The sequence below is a fragment of the Paraburkholderia aromaticivorans genome (assembly GCF_002278075.1).
GTDB classification, from domain to species: Bacteria; Pseudomonadota; Gammaproteobacteria; order Burkholderiales; family Burkholderiaceae; genus Paraburkholderia; species Paraburkholderia aromaticivorans.
On sequence record NZ_CP022989.1, the window covers coordinates 1,495,570 to 1,514,410 of the forward strand.

An 18,841-nucleotide genomic window follows, 5' to 3' on the forward strand; every position below is an offset into this window, starting at 1 on the left:
GAGTCGCGATGAACAAGATTCGCAAAGGTGACGAAGTTATCGTCATCACCGGCAAAGATAAAGGCAAGCGCGGCGTCGTGCTGTCCGTTGGCGAAGGCAAAGTGATTGTCGAGGGCATCAACCTCGTCAAGAAACACGTCAAGCCGAACCCGATGAAGGGTACGACGGGCGGTGTGGAAGCCAAGACGATGCCGCTGCAAATTTCGAACGTCGCATTGGTCGACGCGAATGGCAAGGCGTCGCGTGTAGGCATCAAGGTCGAAGGAGACAAGAAAGTCCGTTTCCTTAAGACGACCGGTGCCGAGCTGAGCGCCTGACGCTGCGGAGTAAAAAAATGGCTCGTTTGCAAGAGTTTTACAAAGAAAAGGTTGTACCCGGCCTCATCGAGAAGTTCGGTTACAAGTCCGTGATGGAAGTGCCGCGCATCACCAAGATCACCCTGAACATGGGCCTTGGCGAAGCGGTTGCTGACAAGAAGATCATCGAGAACGCCGTTGGCGACCTGACGAAGATCGCAGGCCAGAAGCCAGTGATCACGAAGGCGCGCAAGGCAATCGCCGGCTTCAAGATCCGTCAAGGCTATCCGATCGGTGCAATGGTCACGTTGCGTGGTCAGGCAATGTACGAATTTCTGGACCGTTTCGTGACGGTCGCGCTCCCCCGTGTGCGTGACTTCCGTGGCGTGTCGGGTCGTGCGTTCGATGGTCGCGGCAACTACAACATCGGTGTGAAAGAGCAGATCATTTTCCCCGAAATCGACTACGACAAGATCGACGCACTGCGTGGGCTGAACATCAGCATCACGACGACTGCGAAGACCGACGACGAAGCAAAGGCTCTGCTCGCCAGCTTCAAGTTCCCGTTCAGAAACTGAGGTTACCGTGGCTAAACTGGCACTGATCGAACGTGAAAAGAAGCGTGCTCGCCTGGCCGCTAAGTACGCTCCCAAGCGTGCTGAGCTGAAAGCGATCATCGGCGATATGAGCAAGTCGGACGAAGAGCATTACGCAGCACGTCTGGAACTGCAACAACTGCCGCGCAACTCTAATCCGACCCGTAAGCGCAATCGTTGCGCAATTACCGGTCGCCCGCGTGGCACGTTCCGTAAATTCGGGCTGGCGCGTAACAAGATTCGCGAAATCGCGTTCCGCGGCGAGATCCCTGGCCTGACCAAGGCGAGCTGGTAATAGGAGAAACGTAAATGAGCATGAGTGATCCTATCGCCGATATGCTGACTCGCATCCGCAATGCGCAGATGGTTGAGAAAGTCTCGGTGACTATGCCCTCGTCGAAAGTCAAGGTTGCGATTGCGCAGGTCCTGAAGGACGAAGGCTATATCGATGATTTCGCAGTGAAGTCCGAAGGTGCGAAATCTGAATTGAACATCGTGTTGAAGTACTACGCTGGCCGTCCGGTCATCGAACGCATTGAACGCGTTTCGAAGCCTGGTCTGCGTGTGTACCGCGGCCGTAACGACATCCCCGTGGTCATGAATGGCCTCGGCGTGGCAATCGTGTCGACGCCGAAGGGCGTGATGACGGACCGCAAGGCGCGTGCAACGGGCGTTGGCGGCGAAGTCATCTGCTACGTCGCTTAAGGCCGAAAGGAGAGAAACATGTCTCGAGTAGGTAAAAGCCCTGTCGCGCTGCAAGGCGCAGAAGTGGCCCTGAGCGACGAACGTATTACCGTCAAGGGCCCGCTGGGTACGATTTCGCAGGCTGCCAACAGCCTTGTGAAGGTGGTGAACGACAACGGCACGCTGAAGTTCGAGCCTGTTGACGAAAGCCGCGAAGCGAATGCGATGTCGGGCACGATGCGCGCACTGGTTGCGAACATGGTGAACGGCGTGACGAAGGGTTTCGAGCGCAAGCTGACGCTGGTTGGCGTCGGTTACCGCGCACAAGCGCAAGGCGACAAGCTGAACCTGTCGCTGGGTTTCTCGCACCCCGTGGTGCACCAGATGCCGGAAGGCGTCAAGGCTGAAACCCCGACGCAAACCGAAATCGTGATCAAGGGGATCAATAAGCAACAAGTTGGCCAGGTCGCTGCAGAAGTGCGCGGCTATCGTCCGCCGGAGCCCTATAAAGGCAAGGGTGTGCGTTACGCCAATGAGGTTGTGATCCTCAAAGAAACGAAGAAGAAGTAAGGGTGCGCAATCATGGATAAGACTCAATCTCGCCTGCGCCGCGCTCGTCAGACGCGTATCAAGATCGCTGAGCTGCAGGTCGCGCGTCTCGCCGTGCATCGCACGAACACGCACATCTATGCGCAAGTGTTCTCGCCGTGCGGCACCAAGGTGCTCGCCAGCGCGTCGACGCTCGAAGCCGAAGTGCGTGCGCAACTGGCTGATCAGACGGGCAAAGGCGGCAACGTCGCCGCTGCTACCCTGATCGGTAAGCGCATCGCAGAAAAGGCTAAGGCTGCCGGCATCGAATCCGTCGCCTTCGACCGTTCGGGTTTCCGTTACCACGGCCGCGTGAAAGCGCTGGCTGATGCGGCGCGCGAAGCCGGACTCAAGTTCTAAGGGAAGAATTCGTCATGGCAAAGATGCAAGCGAAAGTTCAGGCTGACGAACGCGACGACGGCCTTCGTGAAAAAATGATTTCGGTCAACCGCGTGACCAAGGTCGTGAAGGGTGGCCGGATTCTCGGCTTCGCCGCACTGACCGTGGTTGGCGACGGTGATGGCCGCGTCGGTATGGGCAAGGGCAAGGCGAAGGAAGTGCCGGTCGCTGTTCAGAAGGCGATGGAACAGGCTCGCCGCAACATGTTCAAGGTGCCGCTGAAGAACGGTACCCTGCAGCACGAAGTGCACGGTAAGCACGGCGCATCGATGGTCCTCCTGGCTCCGGCCAAGGACGGTACCGGTGTGATCGCCGGCGGTCCGATGCGCGCAGTGTTCGACGTGATGGGCGTGCAGAACGTTGTGGCCAAGAGCCACGGTTCGACGAACCCGTACAACCTCGTTCGTGCAACGCTCGACGGTCTGCGCAAGCAGTCCACGCCGGGCGACATCGCGGCGAAGCGCGGCAAGTCCGTCGAAGATATTCTGGGCTAAGGTGGACACCATGTCTGATAAAACTGTCAAGGTCCAGCTCGTCAAGAGCCTGATCGGCACCCGTGAAACGCACCGTGCAACGGTGCGTGGCTTGGGCCTGCGCCGACTCAACTCGGTTAGCGAGTTGCAGGACACGCCGGCTGTGCGCGGCATGATCAACAAGGTTTCGTACCTCGTTAAGGTCATCAGCTAAGCGGCTGACCAGGACTCAAGGAGTTGATAATGGAATTGAATAACCTGAAGCCGGCTGAAGGCGCGAAGCACGCAAAGCGTCGCGTTGGTCGCGGCATCGGCTCCGGCCTCGGCAAGACCGCTGGCCGTGGTCACAAGGGTCAGAAGTCGCGTTCGGGCGGCTTTCACAAGGTTGGCTTCGAAGGCGGTCAAATGCCGCTGCAACGTCGCCTGCCGAAGCGTGGCTTCACCTCGCTGACGAAGGAATTCGTTGGTGAAGTGCGACTCTCGGATCTGGAAAAGCTGCCGGTCGACGAAATCGATCTGCTGGCTCTGAAGCAAGCCGGCTTGATCGGCGAGCTGATCAAGAGCGCCAAGATCATCGCGACGGGCGAGCTCAAGCGCAAGGTCGTTGTGAAGGGTCTGGGTGCGACGAAGGGTGCGCGCGCTGCTATCGAAGCAGCCGGCGGCTCTTTTGCCGAGTAACGCGCAAGTTATTTGCCGTCACTAGCATTTGCATCGGAGAAGGTACTTGGCTAACAGCCCGAGTCTCGCAAAACCCGGTCGCAGCGCGGCGAAGTTCGGCGATCTGCGTCGGCGAGCAGTGTTCCTGCTGCTGGCGTTGATCGTCTACCGTATCGGCGCGCATATTCCGGTGCCGGGTATTGACCCGGACCAGCTGGCAAAGCTGTTCCAAAGCCAGTCGGGCGGCATCCTTGGCATGTTCAACATGTTTTCGGGTGGCGCGCTTTCGCGGTTCACGATTTTTGCGCTGGGGATCATGCCGTATATTTCGGCGTCGATCATCATGCAGTTGCTGGCGATTGTCTCGCCGCAGCTCGAAGCGTTAAAGAAAGAAGGGCAGGCAGGGCAACGGAAGATTACGCAGTACACGCGTATCTTCACGGTTCTGCTGGCGACGTTCCAGGCGTTCGGCATTGCCGTGGCGTTGGAAAATCAGCCAGGCCTGGTGATTGATCCGGGGATGGTTTTTCGGTTGACGACGGTCGTGACGCTGGTGACCGGCACGATGTTCCTGATGTGGCTGGGTGAGCAGATCACGGAGCGCGGGCTTGGCAACGGTATCTCGATCATTATTTTCGGCGGGATCGCAGCGGGCTTCCCGAATGCGATCGGCGGTCTTGTTTCGCTGGTGCAGACCGGCTCGATGAGCCCGATATCCGCGATTATCGTCGTCGCACTGATTGCTGCAGTGACGTATCTGGTGGTGTTCATCGAACGCGGCCAGCGCAAGATTCTTGTGAACTACGCGAAGCGGCAGGTCGGTAACAAGATTTACGGCGGTCAGTCTTCGCATTTGCCGCTGAAGTTGAACATGTCGGGCGTGATTCCGCCGATCTTTGCATCGTCGATCATTCTCTTCCCGGCAACCATCCTGAACTGGTTCAGTTCGGGGTCGCGTACCAGCTGGTTCGCAGACACGTTGCACAACGTGGCCGAAGCCCTTAAGCCCGGTCAACCCGTGTACGTGTTGCTGTACGCGTTGGCGATCGTTTTCTTCTGTTTCTTCTACACCGCACTGGTGTTCAACAGCAGAGAGACGGCCGACAACCTGAAGAAGAGTGGCGCATTCGTCCCAGGCATCCGCCCGGGCGATCAAACCGCACGATACATCGACCGCATCCTGACGCGTCTGACGCTGGCCGGTGCGATCTACATCGTGTTTGTTTGTCTGCTGCCCGAGTTTCTGGTGCTGCGCTGGAACGTGCCGTTTTATTTTGGTGGAACGTCGCTGCTGATCATTGTCGTCGTCACAATGGATTTCATGGCGCAGGTGCAGTCGTACGTTATGTCGCAACAGTATGAATCGCTGCTGAAGAAAGCTAATTTCAAAGGCGGCGGCGTCCCGATGCGTTGAAAGGACTTATGGCCAAAGACGATGTTATCCAGATGCAGGGTGAAGTCATCGAAAACCTGCCTAATGCTACCTTCAGGGTGAAGCTGGAAAACGGCCATGTCGTATTGGGACACATATCTGGGAAGATGCGGATGCACTATATCCGTATCTTGCCGGGCGACAAGGTGACGGTTGAATTGACGCCTTACGATCTGTCGCGTGCGCGGATCGTGTTCCGGGCGAAGTGATTTGAAAAAAGGGTAATATCATGAAAGTGATGGCATCGGTTAAGCGCATTTGCCGCAATTGCAAGATCATCAAGCGCAAAGGCGTTGTGCGCGTGATTTGCAGCTCTGATCCGCGCCACAAACAGCGTCAAGGCTGAACGCCGCGCTTTTGCTTGCGCTTTTTGTTTGAGGAAAAACAATGGCTCGTATCGCAGGGGTTAACATCCCGAATCACCAGCATACCGAAATCGGCCTGACGGCTATTTACGGTATCGGCCGCACGCGCTCGCGCGACATTTGCGTCGCTGCTGGTGTGGCATTTTCGAAGAAGGTCAAAGACCTGAACGACGCAGACCTCGAAAAGCTGCGTGAAGAAGTCGGCAAGTTCATCGTTGAAGGCGATCTGCGCCGTGAAACGACGATGAACATTAAGCGCCTGATGGATCTCGGCTGCTACCGTGGCGTTCGGCATCGTAAGGGCTTGCCCCTGCGCGGCCAGCGTACGCGTACGAATGCCCGTACGCGCAAGGGTCCGCGTCGTGCAGCGCAATCGCTGAAGAAGTAAGCGGAACTGACAGTTACAGGAAAACGTAATGGCTAAGGCTTCGAACAACTCCGCGGCGCAACGCGTTCGCAAGAAGGTCAAGAAGAACGTCGCCGAGGGCGTGGTTCACGTTCACGCGTCGTTCAATAACACCATCATCACGATCACCGATCGTCAAGGCAATGCACTTGCCTGGGCAACGTCGGGTGGTCAGGGCTTCAAGGGTTCGCGTAAATCGACTCCGTTTGCAGCTCAGGTGGCAGCCGAATCGGCAGGCCGCGTGGCGATGGAATACGGCGTGAAGAACCTCGAAGTGCGGATCAAGGGCCCCGGTCCTGGCCGTGAGTCGGCGGTGCGCGCGTTGCATGGTCTTGGCATCAAGATCACCGCGATCTCCGACGTGACGCCGGTTCCGCACAACGGCTGCCGTCCGCCGAAGCGTCGTCGTATCTAAGACGCTTGTTTTGCCAGCGCCTGTTGCCGCCCTGCGCGGCGGCAGGCTGCTTGCGCTATTGAATTGACTAAGCCCACCGTTCGACCCAAAGGGTTCGGACTAGCGCGGGTGCATGCATTCGCGTGATTAATCATAGAAGGAATCAACGTGGCACGTTATATCGGCCCTAAGGCCAAGCTGTCCCGCCGTGAAGGCACTGACCTTTTCCTGAAGAGCGCCCGTCGTTCGCTCGCTGACAAGTGCAAGCTTGACAGCAAGCCTGGCCAGCACGGCCGCACGTCGGGTGCACGTACGTCCGACTACGGCACGCAGTTGCGCGAGAAGCAAAAAGTGAAGCGCATCTACGGTGTCCTCGAGCGTCAATTCCGCCGTTACTTCGCTGAAGCGGACCGCCTGAAGGGCAACACGGGTGAAAACCTGTTGCAATTGCTCGAATCGCGTCTGGATAACGTCGTGTATCGCATGGGCTTCGGCTCGACGCGCGCTGAAGCGCGTCAGCTGGTGAGCCACAAGGCGATCATGGTGAACGGCGTTGTGTCGAACATTCCGTCGATGCAAGTGAAGGCTGGCGACGTCGTTGCAGTCCGCGAACAGAAGAAGAAGCAAGCGCGTATTCTCGAAGCGCTGTCGCTGGCTGAGCAGGGCGGTCTGCCGAGCTGGGTCGCTGTCGATTCGAAGAAGTTCGAAGGCACGTTCAAGCAGAAGCCGGAACGCAGCGACATCGCTGGCGACATCAACGAAAGCCTGATCGTCGAATTGTATTCGCGGTAATCGGATTAACGGCCGGGGCACCCCGATTGCGCTAAGCAAGGGGGCGTCTCGGCTGTTTATTTTCAGGTTGTTACCGGTCAGCCTTATCGGTGTAACGAGCCGAGGGTATTGAAAAGGAAAACCTATGCAAACCAGTTTGTTGAAACCCAAGATCATCGCTGTTGAATCGCTTGGTGAGAGCCATGCGAAAGTGGTCATGGAACCGTTTGAACGCGGTTACGGCCACACCTTGGGTAACGCGCTTCGGCGCGTGCTGCTGTCGTCGATGATCGGCTACGCGCCGACCGAAGTGACGATCGCAGGCGTCGTGCATGAGTATTCGACGCTCGACGGTGTGCAAGAGGATGTGGTCAACCTGTTGTTGAACCTGAAGGGCGTGGTGTTCAAGCTGCATAACCGTGACGAAGTGACGGTTACGCTGCGCAAGGAAGGCGAAGGCGTTGTCACCGCTGGCGACATCGAACTCGCGCACGATTGCGAAGTGATCAACCCGGATCACGTGATCGCGCATCTGTCGAAGGGCGGCAAGCTCGACGTGCAGATCAAGGTCGAGAAGGGCCGCGGCTATGTGCCGGGCAACGTGCGTCGTTACGGCGAAGAGTCGGCCAAGATCATCGGCCGTATCGTGCTGGATGCGTCGTTCTCGCCGGTTCGCCGCGTGAGCTACGCCGTTGAAAGCGCTCGCGTCGAACAGCGTACCGACCTCGACAAGCTCGTGATGAACATCGAAACCAACGGTGTGATTTCGCCGGAAGAAGCGATCCGTCAATCGGCGCGCATTCTGGTCGATCAACTGTCGGTCTTTGCTGCTCTGGAAGGCACCGAAGCAACGGCTGAAGCGCCGTCGCGTGCGCCGCAGATCGATCCGATCCTGCTGCGCCCGGTCGATGATCTCGAACTGACGGTTCGTTCCGCGAACTGCCTGAAGGCCGAGAACATTTACTACATCGGCGACCTGATCCAGCGCACGGAAAACGAGTTGCTGAAGACGCCGAATCTGGGCCGCAAGTCGCTGAACGAAATCAAGGAAGTACTGGCGTCGCGTGGTTTGACGCTCGGCATGAAACTCGAGAACTGGCCGCCGGCTGGTCTGGACAAGTAATTCCGGGGCAGGCCCCGTCGCTGCACTGGCAAGGACGCGGATTTTCCTTTAAAATCCGCGTCTTGTCTTTTTTACTACCGGCCCGTGCGCTCGTTACCGTTGGGAAACCTGCGGGAGTTCAAGCGCGATAGAAGAGCTGGACCAAAACTTTGAACTGAAGGAATTAACATGCGTCACCGTCATGGTCTGCGGAAACTGAACCGCACGAGCAGCCACCGTCTGGCAATGCTCCGTAATATGTCCAACTCGCTGATCGAGCACGAAGTCATCAAGACCACGCTGCCGAAGGCGAAAGAACTCCGTAAAGTCGTCGAGCCGCTGATCACGCTCGGCAAGAAGCCGTCACTGGCAAATCGTCGTCTGGCGTTTAACCGTCTGCGCGATCGTGACTCGGTCACGAAGCTGTTCGAAGTTTTGGGCCCGCGTTACGCTACCCGTCCGGGCGGCTACCTGCGCGTGCTGAAGTTCGGCTTCCGCGTCGGCGACAACGCGCCGATGGCACTGGTCGAACTGCTCGACCGTCCGGAAGTTGAAGAAGTCGAAGTGCAAGAAGCTGAGTAAGCTTTCAAGCATCAAAAAAAGCCAGGCGCCAAGCCTGGCTTTTTTGTTTGCGGCGCTGGAACTCAGCGGCCATTCGTCGCATAGCGGCCGTATGCGCGGCGCGGCGCGGCCTGCGTGAGCGTGAGGGCTAGGTGATACGATAACGACACCTGAATCGAGCCTCGCCGGAGCCATCTGTGAGCGTGAATGTGACCTTGATTCTGACGACGGTGCCTGATGTTGCCGTAGCTCAGAAGCTTGCCGAGGACGCCTTGGCCGCGCGGCTATGCGCCTGCGTCACCCGGCTGGGTGACGTGCAATCCAGCTATCACTGGCAAGGCGCGATCGAAACCGCCGAGGAGGTCCAGTTGCTCTTCAAGACCAGCGCGGCGCGCGCACTTGAACTCGAGCGATACATTCAGGCTCACCATCCCTACGACACGCCGGAAATCCTCTCGTGGCAAGCGACGGCGTCGGTCGCGTACGGCCAGTGGATCACTGCGGAAACCCAACGTCCTCTCCATGTTTAACGGTCTCGACCGACGCGCGCGCAGTGCGCTGCGTTCGCTATTTATCCTGCTTGGTTGCCTCGTTTTCGCGCAGTTCGGCACGCTCGCTCGCGCCGCGGATGACTTCCTTGATCCCGCCGTCGCGTTCAAATTCAGCGCGACTGAGAGGCCCGGCGAGGTCGATGTGACCTACAAAATCGCGGATGGCTATTACATGTACCGCGAGCGCTTCGCTTTCGCGACGCGCAACGGCACGGCGACGATTGGCGAACCGCAATTGCCGGCTGGCCACGTCAAGTTCGATCAGACCTTCAACAAGGACGTCGAGACGTACCGGAACGAATTGACGATCCGGATTCCCGTTAAACAAGCGGGTGGACCATTCGAGCTGGCGGTGACGTCGCAGGGTTGTGCCGATGCCGGCATCTGCTATCCGCCGATGGAGCGCGTGTACCGCGTGAGCGGGGCGGCCCTGCAGCCGGCCGGGAGCGCGCAAATCTCTGGCGCCGGGGGGCCGCAACAATCGGCCGCGGCGAGCACCTCATGGTTCGAGCGCGCCACCAGCGCTGATTACGCGCAGTCGCTGCTGCAAGGCGGTGGCTTTTTCGCGATCGTCGGACTTTATTTCGTCGCCGGCGCCGTGCTGAGTCTGCTCCCCTGTTCGTATCCGATGATTCCCATTCTTTCGGCAATCATCATCGGGGAGGGCGCGCGAGTGACGCGTGCCCGCGGGTTCTCGCTGTCGGTGGCCTATGTGATCGGCATGGCGCTCGTCTATACGGCGCTCGGCATTGCCGCCGCGCTCATTGGGCAAAGCCTCGGCGCATGGTTGCAGAATCCGTGGGTGCTCGGTGCCTTTGGCGTGCTGCTCACCGTTTTCGCACTGACCTTGATTGCCGGTGTCGACATCGCGCTTCCGCAGCGCTGGCAGGACGGCGTCTCGCGCGCGTCGGCCGGTCGCCCTGGGGGCAAGTTTGCAGCGGTTGCCGTGATGGGCGCGCTGTCCGCGCTGGTGGTGGGCGCCTGCATGACCGCGCCGCTCTTCGCGGTGCTGGCGTTTATTGCGCATACGGGTGACGCGGTGCTCGGCGGCGCGGCGCTATTCTCGATGGGGCTCGGCTTGGGCGTGCCGCTGCTGATTCTCGGTCTTGGCGCGGGTACGCTGTTGCCGCGCGCCGGTGCCTGGATGGACGGCGTGAAGGTGTTCTTCGGCGTGGTGCTGCTCGCGGCGGCGCTGTGGATCGTCTGGCCGGTGCTGGGCGCGGCCGCGACCATGCTGTTGAGCGCGCTCTGGTTGTTGGTCGCAGCCGTGTCCCTCGGGTTGTTCTCCGCGCCCGTTGCGCACGCTTCCGTATGGCGCCGGCTTGGGCGTGGGATCGGCGCCGCACTGGCCGTCTGGGCGGCAGTGCTGTTGGTCGGGCTGGCGGCCGGCTCATCCGATCCTCTGCGCCCGCTTGCCGTATTGGCGGCGCGCGGCGGGGAGGCGGGTGACGCGACTGCGTCGATTAAGCCGAACCGCGCGCCCCTGAGTGATTTGACGTTCGCCCCGGTTCGTTCATCGAGTGAACTCGACGAGGCCGTCAAAACGGCTGCACAGCCCGCCATGCTCGATTTTTACGCTGACTGGTGCGTCAGCTGCAAAGAGATGGAGAAGTTCACGTTCAGCGACCCGCGCGTCCAGGCAAAACTGAGACAGATGAATCTGCTGCGCGCCGACGTCACCGCCAACAGCGCCGACGATCAAGCGCTGCTTAAGCGTTTCAGCCTGTTCGGGCCGCCGGGGATCATCTTCTTCGATCAGAGCGGCAAGGAAGTGCTGCGCGTCGTCGGATATGAGTCGGCGGATAAATTCTTGCAGAGTCTGGATCGGGCGCGTAGCCCCGGGGCATGACGAAGGGCGAGGGGCCCGCCTTCCTGGAGACTAACGGCGCACGCGGCCCCACGCACCAAACAAAAAACGGAGGCACGGCAAACAAGCCGGCCCCCGTTTACCTCAACGCCCGAGCCGCCGCGACAGGCGGCGCGTCGAGTTACTTCTGCGAGCGCAAAATCCGCGCGGCATCCAAAGCGAAATAGGTCAGCACACCATCCGCGCCAGCCCGCTTGAACGCCAGCAGCGATTCCATCATCGCCTTGTCGTGATCGAGCCAGCCGTTCTGCGCCGCCGCCTTCAGCATGGCGTACTCGCCGCTCACCTGGTACACGTAGGTCGGGAACTGGAACTCGTCCTTCACGCGTCGCACGATATCCAGATACGGCATGCCCGGCTTGACCATCACCATGTCCGCGCCTTCATTGATGTCCGCTTGCACTTCGCGCAGCGCTTCATTCGAATTGGCCGGGTCCATCTGGTAGGTCATCTTGTTGCTCTTGCCGAGGTTCGTGGCGGACCCTACGGCGTCGCGGAACGGGCCGTAAAACGCCGACGCGAACTTGGCGGCGTAAGCCATGATGCGAGTGTGGACATGATCCTCGCTCTCGAGCATCTCGCGAATGGCGCCGATGCGGCCGTCCATCATGTCCGACGGCGCGACGATATCGACGCCCGCTTCAGCCTGCGCACGCGCCTGTTCGACCAGAATCTCGACGGTCTCGTCGTTGATCACGTAACCGGATTCGTCGAGCACGCCGTCCTGGCCGTGGCTCGTGTACGGATCGAGCGCGACGTCGGTGAGCACACCCAGCTCGGGGAAGTTCTTTTTCAGTTCGCGAACCGCGCGCGGAATCAAACCGGCCGGGTTGGTCGCTTCGCGGCCGTCCGGCGTTTTCAGCGAAGGCTCGATGGCCGGAAACAGCGAAAGCACCGGCACGCCCAGTTCGACGCATTGCTCGGCCACGCCCATCAAGAGATCCACCGACACGCGCTCGACGCCCGGCATCGACGGAACGGCTTGCCGCACGTTCGTGCCCTCGACGATAAAGACCGGGTAGATCAGATCATTGGTGGTGAGGATGTTTTCCCGCATCAGGCGGCGCGAGAAGTCGTCGCGGCGCATGCGGCGCGGACGGTGGTGCGGATAGAAGCTCATAGACCAATCGAAAAAACGTGGGTGTGTGGAGTGGGCAAGTAACGCCTGCCCGCGCTGCCGGAAACTTTTCGAGACAATGGTATATCATACCGATCGAGCAAGGCGCCTTGCGCTGACCTCCCCGCTTCTCCTCCCTGAGCGGGTGCCTGTCGTTTTTTCGATTAGGCTGTTTGACCCGCCGTTAAAGCGGCGGGTTTTTTTATGGGCGGCCGCAACGGCGTTTTCCCGCGTCCCGCGGCGCCCTCGTTGCTTACTGAGGCGTGTCCGTTTCGCCCTTCGCCTCGGGGATCAGCCAGCTTTCGATCAGCTCGTGCGCTTCGTCGATACCGACGCGTTTGAGCGCCGAGAACAGCTGCGCGGTCAATTCTCCGCGATAACCGGCGGTGCGATATTCAGCCAGACCCTTCTGCGTCGCGCGCAACGCGTTCACGCTTTCCTGACGAGTCAATTTGTCGCACTTGGTGAGCAGTGTGTGGATCGGCTTGCCGGTCGGCGCGAACCACTCGATCATGCGGCGGTCCAGATCCGTCAACGGGCGGCGCGAGTCCATCATGAGGATCATGCCGCGCAATTGCGAACGCGACTGCAGATAGGTGGACAGCAACGCTTCCCAGTGTGCCTTCGCCGCGCCCGGCACTTCCGCGTAACCGTAGCCCGGCAGATCGACCAGATGAGCGGTCGGCTCGTCCGCCTTGCCCACCGAAAAGTAATTGATGTGCTGCGTGCGTCCCGGCGTCTTGCTGGCGAAGGCCAGCCGCTTCTGATTGCACAGAATATTGATGGCTGTCGACTTGCCCGCGTTCGAGCGTCCCGCAAAGGCAATCTCGGGTTGCGAAGTGGCCGGCAGATCACGCAAGTGATTGACGGTCGTGAAAAAGCGGGATTGGTGGAGCAGGAAGGACATGATCAGGCCAGGATTCGAGACGCCGGGGAACCCGGAGTGGGGACGGGTCAAGCCCGACTGGCGTCTTAGCGATTAGCGAGTTATTGTACAATACGATGGTTTACTGAAAACCTGAGGGGGCCAGCCCACGTGCCTTGGCGGCTCCCGGCGGTCACTCGGTCGCCGTCGTATTTTGCAAAACCTTCAAGAAAACGCCGAACCTGGCGCGCAGCGGCAGGTTTAGGGGCTCTCTAAAAATCCCACAAGACGAGACAGGGTGTGCGAATGAATCGACTGAGCAAGACTCTGATGGTGCTTCATGTAGCGGCAGGTCTTTCAGGTTTGGCAATTCAGGCACGAGCAGCAGATCCGGCAAAACCGGACGTCAATCGGGGGCAGGCAATCGCGGTGCAGGTGTGCGCGTCGTGTCACGGCGCGGACGGCAACAGCGCCGGCGGCGCGTATCCGAAGCTGGCGGGTCAACACCCTGAGTATCTCGTCAAGCAACTCAAGGATTTCAAAACCCAGCCGGGCGCCAAGCAGCCGGCGCGCAACAATGCGATCATGGCGGGCATGGCGGCGGCGCTGTCCGATCAGGACATGGTCAACGTCGCGGCCTATTTTGCGACGCAGACACCGAAGCCAGGTTACGCGCACAACAAAGACACGGTTCCGCTCGGTCAGAAGATTTATCGCGGCGGGATTGCCGACAAGGGCGTGCCGGCATGCGCGAGCTGCCACGGGCCGACCGGTCAGGGGATTCCGTCGCAGTATCCGCGGCTGTCGGGGCAGTGGGCGGAATATACGGTGGCGCAGTTGCTGGCGTTCACGCAAGGTCCAGGCGCACGTAACAATAACGAGCCGATGCACGCCATTGCAACGCGTCTGTCGGACAGTGAGATCAAGGCTGTAGCCGATTACATCGCGGGCTTGCACTAGGAACAGGAAGCCCGCACGCAAGTGCAACCGGCCCGACGAGGCCGGTACAAAACAAGAAAAGGGTGGGGGCGTCGTGCCTACGACAGCCCTTCACCCTTTTTTGCTGTTCAGTCGGAGTATGAATGAGCGTCACCACGTCGGGTTTGCAGTCGAAGTCGGGCAATCGCGTCATGCGCAACGTCATCGAAGTCTTGAGTTCGATGCGTTTTGCCATTTCGTTGCTCGTGATTCTGTCGATCGCCAGCATTATCGGCACCGTCCTCACCCAGGACGATCCGTATCCCAACTACGTCAATCAGTTCGGCCCGTTCTGGGCGGACATTTTCCGCTCACTGAGCCTGTACACCGTGTACAGCTCGTGGTGGTTCATGCTGATTCTCGGCTTCCTGATGGTCTCGGTGTCGCTTTGCGTGATCCGCAACGCGCCGAAAATGGTCGCGGACGCGAAGAGCTGGAAGGACAAGGTCCGCGAAGGCAGCTTGCGCGCGTTCCATCACAAGGGCGAGTTCGCGGTGCAGGGCACGCGCGCGCAGACCGCGGCCGTGCTCGCCAAACTCTCGGCCAGGCTCGGCTACAAGTTCGTCACGCGTGAATCCGACGGCGCGACCCTGATCGCCGCCAAACGCGGCGCGTTGACCAAGTTCGGCTACATCTCGGCTCACCTCGCGATCGTGGTGATCTGTCTGGGCGGGCTGCTCGACAGCAATCTGCCGATCAAGCTGCAAATGTGGCTGTTCGACAAGTCGCCGATTCGCGCCAACACGGTGATCAACGAGATTCCGCCGGAACATCGTCTGTCGCAATCGAACCCGACGTTCCGCGGCTACGCGTGGGTGCCGGAAGGGCAGCACGTTTCCACGGCAATCCTGAACCAGCCGGACGGCTCGCTGATCCAGGACCTGCCCTTTTCGATCGAGCTGAACAAGTTCATCGTCGATTACTACTCGACGGGCATGCCGAAGCTGTTCGCGAGCGACATCGTGGTGGTGGATCACAAGACCGGCGCGCGCGTGCCGGCCCGGGTCGAGGTGAACCAGCCGTTCACCTACGACGGCGTGTCCATCTACCAATCGAGCTTTCAGGACGGCGGCTCGCAAATGCAGATGACGGCCTATCCGATGAGCGGCGCCAGCGCGAAGAGCGCGCCGTTCGGCGGCACGATCGGCGGCAATGCGCCGTTGAGTACGGCTACGCCGCTTGCCGACGGCCAGACAGTCGAATTCACCGATTTCCGCGCAATCAATGTCGAAAATATCCAGAACGGCAGCGGCCAGACCGACGCCCGCGGCGTCGCGGCGCACCGCACGCTGAAAGAAGCGTTCGACGAACGCCTCGGCTCCGGCGCGAAGACCTCGAAGCCGCTCGATCTGCACAACGTCGGCCCGTCGGTGCAATACAAGGTGCGCGACAAGGACGGTCAGGCGCGCGAATACAACAACTACATGCTGCCGGTCGACGTGTCGGGCGAAAAGATGTTCCTCGCCGGCATGCGCGTGAATCCGGACGATCCGTTCCGCTACCTGCGCATTCCCGCCGACAGCGGCGGCACGGTCAAGGAATGGATGAACTTGCGCGCCACGCTCGAAGATCCGGCCATGCGCGCCTCGGCCGCTCACCGTTTCGCGCTGCGCTCGGTGCCCGGTTCGAATGTCGAACTGCAACAGCATCTGGAAGAAAGCGCGCTGCGCGTGCTGACCCTTTTTGCGGGCGCGGATAACAGCATCAAGATGCCGAACGGCCAGATGATCGGCGGCTTCCAGGCGATTGCCGGTTTCATCGACCATTCTGTGCCGAAGGGCGAGCAGGAAAAGGCGGCCGGGCTCCTGCTGCGCATGCTCGAAGGTTCCACATGGGATTTGTACCAACTGTCCCGCCAGCAGCTCGGCGAGCCCGAGGCGGCGGCCAATGCGGACGCCAGCCGCTTCATCCAGAGCTCGATCAACGCGATATCCGACAGTTTTCTGTATGGATCGCCGGTCTACTTGCAGCTTGACTCCTTCAAGCAGGTGCAAGCTTCGGTATTTCAGCTAACGCGCGCGCCGGGCAAAAAAGTCGTGTATCTTGGCAGCCTGCTCCTCGTTTTGGGCATCTTCTCGATGTTCTACGTCCGCGAACGGCGCCTCTGGTTCTGGCTCAAAGACTCCGACCACGGCACGAACGTGGTCATGGCGATGTCGAGCGCGCGCAAGACGCTCGACTTCGAGAAAGAGTTCGTCCAGACGCGCGACGCCGTGGGCGCCGCGCTGGGCGCCAAACTCTCTGAAGCATCCGACGCCGCTGGCGCCTCCGCCGCATCGGGCAACGCTGGCGCGCCGTCCGCAAGCTCACACGATTCGACCCGGTAAGATCATGGACTTGACTCAGGTTTCCTCCTCCTCTTCACCCTCGCGGCCCAAGAAGGCCCCCGCGAGTGAAGCGCCCAACCTCGCCCAGTACGACGAGCGGCCGTTTTTGAAACGGCTCGGCATTGTCGACTGGCTGTTTGCCCTCGCGATGGTCGCGGGCGCCGGGTTTGCGCTGTCGCGCTATCACCCGTTCATGAATTACTACGACAAGCTGGTGCTGGTGTGCGCCGTGCCGGTGTTCATGGTGCTCGGCTGGCGCTGGAAACCGGTGCGTCCGCTGATGGTCGGGATCGCGGCGTTGTCGCTGCTCGCCATCCAGATCTACCACGGCGATCTCAGCCGCGCGGACAACGCGTTCTTCCTGAAGTATTTCCTGTCGAGCCAGTCCGCGATTCTATGGATGAGCGCGCTCTTCGTATTCGCCACCGTGTTCTACTGGATCGGCCTGCTGTCGCGTTCGCCGACCGGCGCGGCGATCGGCTCGAAGATGACATGGGCCGCCGTGCTGATGGGCTTTGTCGGCCTGATGGTGCGCTGGTACGAGTCGTATCTGATCGGCGCGGACGTCGGCCATATTCCCATCTCGAACCTGTACGAAGTGTTCGTGCTGTTCAGCCTGATCACCGCGCTCTTCTACCTGTACTACGAACAGCACTACAACACCCGGGCGCTCGGCGCGTTCGTGCTGCTGGTGATCAGCGCCGCAGTCGGCTTCCTGATGTGGTACTCGGTGGCACGTGACGCGCAGCAGATTCAGCCGCTGGTGCCGGCCCTGCAAAGCTGGTGGATGAAGATTCACGTGCCGGCCAACTTCATCGGGTATGGCAGCTTCGCGCTGTCGGCCATGGTGGGCGTCGCATATCTGGCGAAAGAGCGCGGCGTGCTGGCCGACCGCCTGCCGGCGCTCGAGGTGCTCGACGACGTGATGTACAAGTCGATCGCCGTCGGTTTTGCGTTCTTCACGATCGCGACGATTCTCGGCGCGCTGTGGGCCGCTGAAGCCTGGGGCGGCTACTGGAGTTGGGATCCGAAGGAAACGTGGGCGCTGATCGTCTGGCTGAACTATGCGGCGTGGTTGCACATGCGTCTGATGAAGGGGCTGCGCGGCGCGGTCGCGGCATGGTGGGCGTTGACCGGCCTGCTGGTGACGACCTTCGCCTTCCTCGGCGTCAACATGTTCCTGTCGGGCCTGCATAGCTACGGCAAGCTGTAAGATCTGCCGCTCCCAACCGACTCGAAACCGCCGTGTGCTTAGCACCGGCGGTTTTTTTCTGGCTGATGGAATATTTGCTGCATCCAGGGTGTTCGTCCTGAGAGTACCTATGGATGACTGGATGGACGCCCGGACCGGCGATCATCAATATGGCCCCGTAAGATGCGTCAACCGACGGGCCGGCAAGGAGCACCACGATGTGGATCAAGCGTAGCGACAGAATTCAACTCAACGGCGACGACATTGCGCGCAGCGAAATCACGCCGCAGCGTGTGTTTCAGAACCGCCGGCGCATATTGCAGGCGGCGGGCGCCGCGGCGCTCGGCAGCCTGATCGGTGTGAACGGCGAGGCGCTCGCGGCTTACACGTCGCCGGATCCGAAGGCGCAAAAGCTGGCGGCGAAGACCAATACCCGTTTCGTTGCGCTCGACAAGATCACGCCGTACAAAGACATCACCACGTATAACAACTACTACGAATTCGGCACCGACAAGGCCGATCCCGCGCACAACGCCGGGACGCTGCGGGCGCATCCGTGGAAGGTGAGTGTCGAGGGCGAGATCAAGAATCCCAAGGTCTACGACATCGACGAATTGCTCAAGCTCGCGCCGCTCGAGGAGCGCGTGTACAGGTTGCGCTGCGTGGAAGGCTGGTCGATGGTGATTCCATGGCTCGGGGTGCCGCTCTCGGAATTGATCAAGCGCGTGCAGCCGACGGGCAACGCCAAGTATGTGCAATTCATCACGGTCGCCGATCCGTCGCAAATGCCGGGGCTGTCGACGCCCGTGCTCGATTGGCCGTACTCCGAAGGTCTGCGCATGGATGAAGCGATGCATCCCCTGACCTTGCTGACCATGGGGCTCTACGGACAGGTGTTACCCAATCAGAACGGCGCGCCGGTGCGCGTCGTGGTGCCGTGGAAATATGGCTTCAAGAGCGCGAAGTCGCTGGTGAAAATCCGCTTCCTCGACAAGCAGCCGCCGACCAGTTGGAACACGTACGCGTCGAACGAGTACGGGTTTTATTCCAACGTGAATCCGAACGTGGATCATCCGCGCTGGAGTCAGGCGACTGAGCGCCGGATCGGTGAAGACGGTTTCTTCACACCCAAGCGCAAGACGCTGATGTTCAACGGTTACGGCGATCAGGTCGCGTCGCTGTATCAGGGCATGGACCTGAAGAAGAATTTCTGAACGGCG

At 60.2% G+C, this 18,841-nt stretch carries 25 protein-coding genes; 23 read left to right on the forward strand and 2 right to left on the reverse strand.

The features are described from left to right. The first annotated feature begins 8 nt into the window (after positions 1–8). The 19 genes from rplX to dsbD all read left to right on the forward strand — a co-directional run bounded on the left by rplX (position 9) and on the right by dsbD (position 11,124). Positions 9–317 (forward strand): 50S ribosomal protein L24, encoded by a 309-nt coding sequence (gene rplX, locus CJU94_RS06775; RefSeq protein ID WP_006052213.1) that lies wholly within the window; start codon positions 9–11, stop codon positions 315–317. 17 nt (positions 318–334) lie between these two features. After that, positions 335–874: a 50S ribosomal protein L5 gene (gene rplE, locus CJU94_RS06780; RefSeq protein ID WP_006052214.1), complete on the forward strand. Its 540-nt coding sequence runs from the start codon at positions 335–337 to the stop codon at positions 872–874. Between the two features lie 7 nt (positions 875–881). Continuing rightward, on the forward strand, positions 882–1,187 hold the full coding sequence (gene rpsN / locus CJU94_RS06785; protein ID WP_006052215.1) for a 30S ribosomal protein S14: 306 nt from the start codon (positions 882–884) through the stop codon (positions 1,185–1,187). A 14-nt stretch (positions 1,188–1,201) separates the two neighbouring features. Further along, positions 1,202–1,597, forward strand: a complete 396-nt coding sequence (rpsH, locus tag CJU94_RS06790) for a 30S ribosomal protein S8 (protein ID WP_006052216.1) — start codon at positions 1,202–1,204, stop codon at positions 1,595–1,597. Positions 1,598–1,615: 18 nt separating this feature from the next. Continuing rightward, positions 1,616–2,146 (forward strand): 50S ribosomal protein L6, encoded by a 531-nt coding sequence (gene rplF / locus CJU94_RS06795; protein ID WP_007180128.1) that lies wholly within the window; start codon positions 1,616–1,618, stop codon positions 2,144–2,146. 12 nt (positions 2,147–2,158) lie between these two features. After that, complete coding sequence (gene rplR / locus CJU94_RS06800) at positions 2,159–2,524, forward strand: 50S ribosomal protein L18 (protein ID WP_006052218.1); 366 nt, start codon at positions 2,159–2,161, stop codon at positions 2,522–2,524. A 14-nt stretch (positions 2,525–2,538) separates the two neighbouring features. Further along, entirely contained in the window at positions 2,539–3,057 is a 519-nt protein-coding gene (gene rpsE / locus CJU94_RS06805) for a 30S ribosomal protein S5 (RefSeq protein ID WP_006052219.1), read from the forward strand. Between the two features lie 10 nt (positions 3,058–3,067). Next, positions 3,068–3,250 carry a 50S ribosomal protein L30 gene (gene rpmD, locus CJU94_RS06810; protein ID WP_007180126.1) on the forward strand — a complete coding sequence of 61 codons (183 nt, stop codon included), beginning with the start codon at positions 3,068–3,070 and terminating at the stop codon, positions 3,248–3,250. Between the two features lie 29 nt (positions 3,251–3,279). After that, positions 3,280–3,714, forward strand: a complete 435-nt coding sequence (gene rplO / locus CJU94_RS06815; RefSeq protein WP_095418046.1) for a 50S ribosomal protein L15 — start codon at positions 3,280–3,282, stop codon at positions 3,712–3,714. Positions 3,715–3,760: 46 nt separating this feature from the next. Next, the gene (gene secY / locus CJU94_RS06820) at positions 3,761–5,107 is read left to right on the forward strand and encodes a preprotein translocase subunit SecY (RefSeq protein ID WP_007180124.1); all 1,347 of its coding nucleotides are present in this window, start codon (positions 3,761–3,763) and stop codon (positions 5,105–5,107) included. A gap of 8 nt (positions 5,108–5,115) precedes the next feature. Beyond that, positions 5,116–5,334 (forward strand): translation initiation factor IF-1, encoded by a 219-nt coding sequence (infA, locus tag CJU94_RS06825; protein ID WP_004521905.1) that lies wholly within the window; start codon positions 5,116–5,118, stop codon positions 5,332–5,334. Positions 5,335–5,354: 20 nt separating this feature from the next. Then, a complete protein-coding gene (gene rpmJ / locus CJU94_RS06830; protein WP_004199844.1) occupies positions 5,355–5,471 on the forward strand; it encodes a 50S ribosomal protein L36 in 117 nt (38 codons plus the stop codon). Positions 5,472–5,512: 41 nt separating this feature from the next. Next, complete coding sequence (rpsM, locus tag CJU94_RS06835) at positions 5,513–5,878, forward strand: 30S ribosomal protein S13 (protein WP_006052223.1); 366 nt, start codon at positions 5,513–5,515, stop codon at positions 5,876–5,878. Positions 5,879–5,906: 28 nt separating this feature from the next. Beyond that, positions 5,907–6,311, forward strand: a complete 405-nt coding sequence (gene rpsK, locus CJU94_RS06840; RefSeq protein ID WP_006052224.1) for a 30S ribosomal protein S11 — start codon at positions 5,907–5,909, stop codon at positions 6,309–6,311. A gap of 147 nt (positions 6,312–6,458) precedes the next feature. Continuing rightward, positions 6,459–7,082 (forward strand): 30S ribosomal protein S4, encoded by a 624-nt coding sequence (gene rpsD, locus CJU94_RS06845; RefSeq protein WP_011490048.1) that lies wholly within the window; start codon positions 6,459–6,461, stop codon positions 7,080–7,082. Positions 7,083–7,206: 124 nt separating this feature from the next. Further along, the gene (locus CJU94_RS06850) at positions 7,207–8,184 is read left to right on the forward strand and encodes a DNA-directed RNA polymerase subunit alpha (RefSeq protein WP_006052226.1); all 978 of its coding nucleotides are present in this window, start codon (positions 7,207–7,209) and stop codon (positions 8,182–8,184) included. Between the two features lie 168 nt (positions 8,185–8,352). Further along, positions 8,353–8,745, forward strand: coding sequence for a 50S ribosomal protein L17 (rplQ, locus tag CJU94_RS06855; RefSeq protein WP_006052227.1), 393 nt, complete (start codon positions 8,353–8,355; stop codon positions 8,743–8,745). A 176-nt stretch (positions 8,746–8,921) separates the two neighbouring features. Then, the gene (cutA, locus tag CJU94_RS06860) at positions 8,922–9,254 is read left to right on the forward strand and encodes a divalent-cation tolerance protein CutA (RefSeq protein WP_095418047.1); all 333 of its coding nucleotides are present in this window, start codon (positions 8,922–8,924) and stop codon (positions 9,252–9,254) included. Next, on the forward strand, positions 9,247–11,124 hold the full coding sequence (dsbD, locus tag CJU94_RS06865; RefSeq protein ID WP_095418048.1) for a protein-disulfide reductase DsbD: 1,878 nt from the start codon (positions 9,247–9,249) through the stop codon (positions 11,122–11,124). Before cutA ends, dsbD begins: the two co-directional genes overlap by 8 nt. 139 nt (positions 11,125–11,263) lie before the next feature. Here the strand turns inward: dsbD and hemB are convergent, their stop codons facing one another. Together hemB and yihA are read right to left on the reverse strand one after the other, a co-directional pair. Beyond that, positions 11,264–12,262 (reverse strand): porphobilinogen synthase, encoded by a 999-nt coding sequence (hemB, locus tag CJU94_RS06870; RefSeq protein WP_095418049.1) that lies wholly within the window; start codon positions 12,260–12,262, stop codon positions 11,264–11,266. Positions 12,263–12,512: 250 nt separating this feature from the next. After that, positions 12,513–13,166 carry a ribosome biogenesis GTP-binding protein YihA/YsxC gene (gene yihA, locus CJU94_RS06875; RefSeq protein WP_095418050.1) on the reverse strand — a complete coding sequence of 218 codons (654 nt, stop codon included), beginning with the start codon at positions 13,164–13,166 and terminating at the stop codon, positions 12,513–12,515. A gap of 264 nt (positions 13,167–13,430) precedes the next feature. On the opposite strand from yihA, the gene CJU94_RS06880 reads away from it, so the two are divergent. From CJU94_RS06880 to msrP, 4 genes are all read left to right on the forward strand, one after another. Beyond that, positions 13,431–14,084: a c-type cytochrome gene (locus CJU94_RS06880; RefSeq protein ID WP_095418051.1), complete on the forward strand. Its 654-nt coding sequence runs from the start codon at positions 13,431–13,433 to the stop codon at positions 14,082–14,084. Between the two features lie 122 nt (positions 14,085–14,206). Then, positions 14,207–16,429 (forward strand): cytochrome c biogenesis protein ResB, encoded by a 2,223-nt coding sequence (locus CJU94_RS06885; protein ID WP_095418052.1) that lies wholly within the window; start codon positions 14,207–14,209, stop codon positions 16,427–16,429. A 4-nt stretch (positions 16,430–16,433) separates the two neighbouring features. Continuing rightward, on the forward strand, positions 16,434–17,642 hold the full coding sequence (gene ccsB, locus CJU94_RS06890) for a c-type cytochrome biogenesis protein CcsB (RefSeq protein WP_095418053.1): 1,209 nt from the start codon (positions 16,434–16,436) through the stop codon (positions 17,640–17,642). Between the two features lie 197 nt (positions 17,643–17,839). Continuing rightward, on the forward strand, positions 17,840–18,835 hold the full coding sequence (gene msrP / locus CJU94_RS06895; RefSeq protein WP_095418054.1) for a protein-methionine-sulfoxide reductase catalytic subunit MsrP: 996 nt from the start codon (positions 17,840–17,842) through the stop codon (positions 18,833–18,835). The last annotated feature ends 6 nt before the right edge of the window (positions 18,836–18,841 follow it).

Coding starts and splice junctions, on each gene's coding strand:
- rplE (WP_006052214.1), top strand. CDS start 335: ATGGCTCGTTTGCAAGAGTTTTACAAAGAAAAGGTTGTACCCGGCCTC.
- rplQ (WP_006052227.1), top strand. CDS start 8,353: ATGCGTCACCGTCATGGTCTGCGGAAACTGAACCGCACGAGCAGCCAC.
- dsbD (WP_095418048.1), top strand. CDS start 9,247: ATGTTTAACGGTCTCGACCGACGCGCGCGCAGTGCGCTGCGTTCGCTA.
- hemB (WP_095418049.1), bottom strand. CDS start 12,262: ATGAGCTTCTATCCGCACCACCGTCCGCGCCGCATGCGCCGCGACGAC.
- rplF (WP_007180128.1), top strand. CDS start 1,616: ATGTCTCGAGTAGGTAAAAGCCCTGTCGCGCTGCAAGGCGCAGAAGTG.
- rpsK (WP_006052224.1), top strand. CDS start 5,907: ATGGCTAAGGCTTCGAACAACTCCGCGGCGCAACGCGTTCGCAAGAAG.
- rplX (WP_006052213.1), top strand. CDS start 9: ATGAACAAGATTCGCAAAGGTGACGAAGTTATCGTCATCACCGGCAAA.
- msrP (WP_095418054.1), top strand. CDS start 17,840: ATGTGGATCAAGCGTAGCGACAGAATTCAACTCAACGGCGACGACATT.
- yihA (WP_095418050.1), bottom strand. CDS start 13,166: ATGTCCTTCCTGCTCCACCAATCCCGCTTTTTCACGACCGTCAATCAC.
- rpmD (WP_007180126.1), top strand. CDS start 3,068: ATGTCTGATAAAACTGTCAAGGTCCAGCTCGTCAAGAGCCTGATCGGC.
- CJU94_RS06880 (WP_095418051.1), top strand. CDS start 13,431: ATGAATCGACTGAGCAAGACTCTGATGGTGCTTCATGTAGCGGCAGGT.
- infA (WP_004521905.1), top strand. CDS start 5,116: ATGGCCAAAGACGATGTTATCCAGATGCAGGGTGAAGTCATCGAAAAC.
- ccsB (WP_095418053.1), top strand. CDS start 16,434: ATGGACTTGACTCAGGTTTCCTCCTCCTCTTCACCCTCGCGGCCCAAG.
- rplR (WP_006052218.1), top strand. CDS start 2,159: ATGGATAAGACTCAATCTCGCCTGCGCCGCGCTCGTCAGACGCGTATC.
- CJU94_RS06885 (WP_095418052.1), top strand. CDS start 14,207: ATGAGCGTCACCACGTCGGGTTTGCAGTCGAAGTCGGGCAATCGCGTC.
- rplO (WP_095418046.1), top strand. CDS start 3,280: ATGGAATTGAATAACCTGAAGCCGGCTGAAGGCGCGAAGCACGCAAAG.
- rpsE (WP_006052219.1), top strand. CDS start 2,539: ATGGCAAAGATGCAAGCGAAAGTTCAGGCTGACGAACGCGACGACGGC.
- rpsM (WP_006052223.1), top strand. CDS start 5,513: ATGGCTCGTATCGCAGGGGTTAACATCCCGAATCACCAGCATACCGAA.
- CJU94_RS06850 (WP_006052226.1), top strand. CDS start 7,207: ATGCAAACCAGTTTGTTGAAACCCAAGATCATCGCTGTTGAATCGCTT.
- rpsH (WP_006052216.1), top strand. CDS start 1,202: ATGAGCATGAGTGATCCTATCGCCGATATGCTGACTCGCATCCGCAAT.
- rpmJ (WP_004199844.1), top strand. CDS start 5,355: ATGAAAGTGATGGCATCGGTTAAGCGCATTTGCCGCAATTGCAAGATC.